The 5,293-nt window shown below is 39.4% G+C and carries 4 protein-coding genes and 2 pseudogenes; 4 read left to right on the top strand and 2 right to left on the bottom strand.

Going from position 1 to position 5,293, the window contains the following annotated elements:
* The 3 genes and pseudogenes from AMDU4_RS04555 to AMDU4_RS04565 form a co-directional block, all read left to right on the top strand.
* Nucleotides 1–385, top strand: a pseudogene (locus AMDU4_RS04555) (MFS transporter); the annotation flags it as partial.
* Between the two features lie 116 nt (nucleotides 386–501).
* Nucleotides 502–648, top strand: a complete 147-nt coding sequence (locus tag AMDU4_RS04560) for a hypothetical protein (RefSeq protein ID WP_021786806.1) — start codon at nucleotides 502–504, stop codon at nucleotides 646–648.
* A gap of 356 nt (nucleotides 649–1,004) precedes the next feature.
* Nucleotides 1,005–1,628, top strand: a complete 624-nt coding sequence (locus AMDU4_RS04565; protein WP_021786808.1) for an HAD family hydrolase — start codon at nucleotides 1,005–1,007, stop codon at nucleotides 1,626–1,628.
* A gap of 16 nt (nucleotides 1,629–1,644) precedes the next feature.
* Here AMDU4_RS04565 and AMDU4_RS04570 read toward each other — a convergent pair whose 3' ends face one another.
* Nucleotides 1,645–3,600, bottom strand: a complete 1,956-nt coding sequence (locus AMDU4_RS04570) for a M13 family metallopeptidase (protein ID WP_021786809.1) — start codon at nucleotides 3,598–3,600, stop codon at nucleotides 1,645–1,647.
* Nucleotides 3,601–3,652: 52 nt separating this feature from the next.
* Nucleotides 3,653–4,966, bottom strand: coding sequence for a glycerol kinase GlpK (locus AMDU4_RS04575; protein WP_290704198.1), 1,314 nt, complete (start codon nucleotides 4,964–4,966; stop codon nucleotides 3,653–3,655).
* A 94-nt stretch (nucleotides 4,967–5,060) separates the two neighbouring features.
* Here AMDU4_RS04575 and AMDU4_RS04580 point away from each other — a divergent pair.
* Nucleotides 5,061–5,293, top strand: a pseudogene (locus AMDU4_RS04580) (IS1634 family transposase); the annotation flags it as partial.

A 5,293-nucleotide genomic window follows, 5' to 3' on the forward strand; every position in this document is an offset into this window, starting at 1 on the left:
AATGACACTTGCCGATGAGGTCATAATTGGTTCGGGGATGGCAATAATGAATGCATCAATAATCAATCTGCTTGTACTTTCCGTTGAGGCACGGGACATGGGACTAGCCACATCAATGAACAGTACCTTTAGATATATAGGGAGCAGTATCGGTGCACCCATAGCAGGCACAGTACTTTCACTGTATACTGTAGTGGATGTTGTTCACACTGCAACGGGAAAAATAATATTTTCATTCCCAGACGCCACCGCGTTCAGGTATGCATTTACCATTGGAGCAATGTCCTTTGTTATTGCTGGATTTGTGGTACTGTTTTCAAGGGAAGTGCTGGGAAGGAGAAACGAAATGATAAAGAAAACCAAAGTTCTTCCTGTGAAGGATTAAAGTTAGCTCCCCCATGAGAATTCTGTTCCATAAGAATAGCCCTAGAGTTAATTGGGGGGCTTTGAAAACATGGAAAAAGCAGAAGTTAGCTCGGGGTGATACATACACATTTACAGATGTTTTGTTATGTAGTGGAATTCAGGGAGGGTAGATGTAGTGTTGTTGGTGCTCATAGCTATGGAAATTCCGTGACAATAAAGAATAATAAAAGGGAGATGGGAATAAGCACCGAGAAGGTAAAACTGGTAAAATACGGTAAATGAGTGAAATGAATGTATTATTAAAGATTCATCATTCTATGGCAATTCACCGTCATGTAGAGCATAAATTATATTTTAAATTATCATATATTAAATCTTACATTATGCTAAATGATCTGATTCATTATCTTGCCAATATGCATTTAGAACATTTCCTCATCTGCCTTCATTACATATAAAAGCAGATGCCAAATGAATAACATCTTTCCTGGAGTATACTTTTCATGTTGGAAATTGAATTTTTTATTTTTCCCAATATCTAACATTAATCTCCCAAATGTAAGGAGTCCATGATTTTTTGCCTCATTTTGATAAATTATTGTTGATAAATTTAATTACCCATATTTAATTATCCGGACATGGATAGTTTTTCAGTAAACAAAGCAATAATCTTTGACCTTGACGGAACAATATGGAACTCAATACCCTACAGGATTCAGGCATGGCAGCTAGCATTTAAAGATTATGGAATGGACACTGATCCTGAGGTTATACGGCTGATGATCGGCTATCCGGGGTCAATGCTCATCAAGAAGATGAATGCAAAGGATCCTGAAATAGAAAAAACAGAGGAAAAATATTTTGAAAAGATGTTAAATGATGTTAAATTTTATCCGGATGTTGAGGAAACATTCCATGAGTTAAAAAAATCAGGGTTTAAAATTGCTATAGTCACATCCTCAAGGAGGAATATGGTCGAAAAAATAAAAATAAAAGCCGATGCAATAGTTACAATGGATGATGTATCATTAGGCAAACCGCACCCGGAAGCCTATCTGAAAGCTATAAAAATTATGGGATCTACTCCTTCTAAGACTGTAGTTGTGGGTGACATAGATAACGACTTGATCCCAGCTAAAAAATTGGGATGTATTGCCATACTCGTTGACCATGGAATCCAAAAAAAATCTGAGAATAAGGATTATGAAATAAAAGATATCCATGAAATTCTGGGTATAATTCAAAGTCTAAACTGGAAATAAAGTTGGTATGTGGCTGTTACCACATTATAATTTGTTCCCTGCCTGGTGCAGAGATCCCAAAATCACTGTGGAATTTCGGATGGTTCCATGGAGGGAGTTGTGATCTCACAGATCCTGGTGAATGCGGGTCTATGGTTGCAAGCCTCCTTGCTTCATTGTCCCTGATTCTTGTCCTCCACACCTGGCTCCATGATATGAAAAACCTCTGCTCAGGTGTCAATCCATCTATTATTTTATTTTTCTCAGGTTCTGCCCTGAGCCGTTTCTGGAGTGCCTCATAGGCAATCAGCACTGCACCTAGATCTGCAATATTTTCTCCAAGTGTTAGTTTGCCATTGACCTTCAGTCCAGGGAGTATTTCAACTGAAGAATAGAGATTTACCACCTTCTCTGCCATGTCATCGAAACGCTTCCTGTCTTCCTCTGTCCACCAGTTTACCATATTTCCATGCTCGTCAAAGTGGCTTCCCTGGTCATCGTATCCGTGTGTTATTTCATGCGATATTACACCACCTATTCCGCCGTAGTTTACTGCATCATCCATTGCAGGATCGAAGAATGGTGGCTGCATAATTCCAGCTGGAAATACTATTTCGTTTCCCATAGGATTGAAATAGGCATTAACTGTGGGAGGCGTCATAAACCATTCTTCCCGGTCTACCTGTCCACCAATTCTCCCAATCTGCCGTTTTATTTCAAATAAAGCCGATCTCTCAACATTGCCTATATAATCATCCGGTTTAATAACCACGGAAGAATAATCCTTCAAATGTTCTGGATACCCGATCTTTGCACGGAATGTAGCAAACTTAAGTAGTGCCTTTTCACGTGTTTCCCTGCCCATCCACGGGTTTTTCTCCAACCTTTCGCGGAATATATCTTTCAGATCGTTCACGAGCACTGTTATTTTCTCCACAGCATCCTTCCCGAAATACTTATCAACGTAGGCTTTTCCCAGGGAGTCCCCTATGGATGCATCTATAACATTTACTACTGTTTTCCATCTTGGAGCTATCTTTTCCTGTCCAAGAAGGATTTTTCTGAAAAAATTAAAATTTTCGTTGACAACGGCCTCATGAAGAAATGGGGCACTGCCTGTGAGAACCTTCCACCTAAGGTATTCAGCAATATCTTCTACTGGTCTATTTTTTAACATTTCATCTGTGCTGTTAAAAAATTCTGGAGCATCAACTATTGCATATTCAATATTAGAAGCACCTATAAATCTGAGGTAACGTTCTAATCCGAACTCAGGATATTGATTATATAATTCCCTTACTGGAAACTTATTGTAAGCCTTCTCCACATCTCTCAGATCTGTCTTGCTCCTGCTATACTTTGCCAGTTCAGTTTCAATTGATACCACAGTTTCCGCTGCCTTCTGTGCCTTGCTGGCATCATAACCATACAGTTCAAACATATTGGATATATGTTTTTTATAAGCCTCAAGAATTGGCTTCATCTGTTCATTCAGATAATAGTCCCGGTCTGGAAGGGAAAGCCCATCCTGGCCTATGTAAAGTGAGTATATGTCTGCATTTTTTGCGTCCTCGGCACTTCCAATATCAAAGGGTATCTGGACACTTTTCATTGTCAGTTCAGCGAATATTTCAGGAATATTGGCTGGTGTCAACTCACCAATGCGATGCATAAGACCCTCTACAGGAGCGAATTTTACCTTTTCAATAGACTCTGTATCCATTGCAGACCTGTAGAAAATTCCAAGTTGTTTTTCAATATGGTTTTTTGGGTTTTTTTCTGCGTTTTCCAGTATACTTTTTAAAATATACATATTCTTTTCATAGAGCATATCAAAGGCACCATATCTTGATTTGTCTTCAGGCATGGAATTCTCCTCCATCCATTTCCCATTGCAGTATCCATAAAAATCTGAGGAGGGGTCACGTGACCTGTCCATGTATTTCTCAGAGAAACCAATATTCCGTTTTAAAATATCTTCAGCTTCATCCATCTTTTCCTATGACAGGATTTTATATAATATTTACCACAAATACAGTATTGAATTAAATCTCCCAGCCAAACGAATGTGTCACAGCCCTTTTCCATGCCATGTAACCTTTTCTGGCCTTCTCTGATCCTGTATCAGGATAGTATTCCCGTTCAACAGATGACATTGCCTGCAGCTCCCCAAGTTTCCAAAATCCCGATGCTATTCCTGCTATATAGGCCGTCCCTGTGGCAGTAATTTCTATTGTATCTGTCTTTATTATTTTATGCCCCGAAAGGTCGGCCTGGAACTGCATGAGAAATTGGCTGTTAGTTAAACCACCATCTACTTTCAGTTCTTTAACCGGAGCAATTTTTTCGATTTCAAGAAGCACGTCTTCTGTCTGGTAAGCAACCGATTCATACGCCATACGTGCCATTTCATTCCTTCCAGTTGAGTGGCTTAGGCCTATTATAATACCTCTAGCAGAAGGATCCCAGTATGGAGAGCCGAGTCCTGTGAATGCTGGAACTAGATATGAACTCGTATTCCTGGACTTCAGTGCCATTTCCTCAAATTTGCTGTATGATTTTACATTCAATAGTTTTTTTGTCCAGTCTATGGCCGATCCCGCACTGAATATGCTTCCTTCTACAGCATAGCTCACTTTCTTATATTCAAGACCGTAAGCTACTGTCCCAATAAGAGCCCCTGCATTTGGTATGTCTGATCCAGAATTTGCAAGCATGAAGGAGCCAGTGCCATATGTGTTTTTAGCCATACCCTTTGATATTGCGGCATGTCCGAATAGGGCTGATTGCTGGTCCCCAATAATTGAATATACTGGAATTTTCCTGCCTGGAATCAGTGAAAGAGTTCCAAATGTGCTAAGTGATGGATGTACTTCAGGAAGCATGGACTCAGGTATTCTGAATAAATCCATAAGTTCCCGATCCCATTCCAATTTTCTAATATTGAACAGCATTGTTCGGGAGGCATTAGTGTAATCGGTAGCATGTGGTCTGGAACTGTCAAGGTTATATAAAATCCATGAATCTACAGTACCAAATACCATAGAGCCCTTTTCAGCTTTTTCTCTGATGCCCTCAACATTATCCATTATCCATTTTATTTTTCCTGCACTAAAATATGGGTCAGGCCTGAGCCCAGTTTTTTCACCTATGAGGCTTGTATAGACTGCCATTTCCTTCATTATGTATTCAGTGCGCCTGTCCTGCCAGACTATGGCATTGTATGCTGGAATCCCGCTGTTTTTGTCCCAGACAATAGTTGTTTCCCGTTGATTGGTAATTCCTGCAGAGTCAATATCTTTTACACTTATCCCCGCAATTTTTATGGCCTCTGAAATTACCTTTTCAACAGAAGAAATTCCTAAATTCCCTAATCATTAGGCATTATGATACCATATTCTCCTTTATTTTACGGAACAGTAAAGGTTAAATCATAATGTGTAATTACACATTATGTCTTTCATAAGATTCAAGAAGATTGGGAACAAAGAATATGCCTATGAAGTAACATCATACTATGACAAGATGAAGAAAAAACCGGCACAGAAAAGCAAATACCTCGGGCAGGTTGTTGACAGGGAAAGTAATGAATTCATCAGGCCTGGAAAGGAGAGGATAAAACCAGAGAAACTGATCCTTGATTTCGGCGATTCATACTTCCTGATCAAATTCATGGAATCAAGGAT

It is taken from the genome of Ferroplasma sp. Type II, from assembly GCF_000496155.1.

Coding starts and splice junctions, on each gene's coding strand:
- AMDU4_RS04560 (WP_021786806.1), top strand. CDS start 502: ATGTTTTGTTATGTAGTGGAATTCAGGGAGGGTAGATGTAGTGTTGTT.
- AMDU4_RS04570 (WP_021786809.1), bottom strand. CDS start 3,600: ATGGATGAAGCTGAAGATATTTTAAAACGGAATATTGGTTTCTCTGAG.
- AMDU4_RS04565 (WP_021786808.1), top strand. CDS start 1,005: ATGGATAGTTTTTCAGTAAACAAAGCAATAATCTTTGACCTTGACGGA.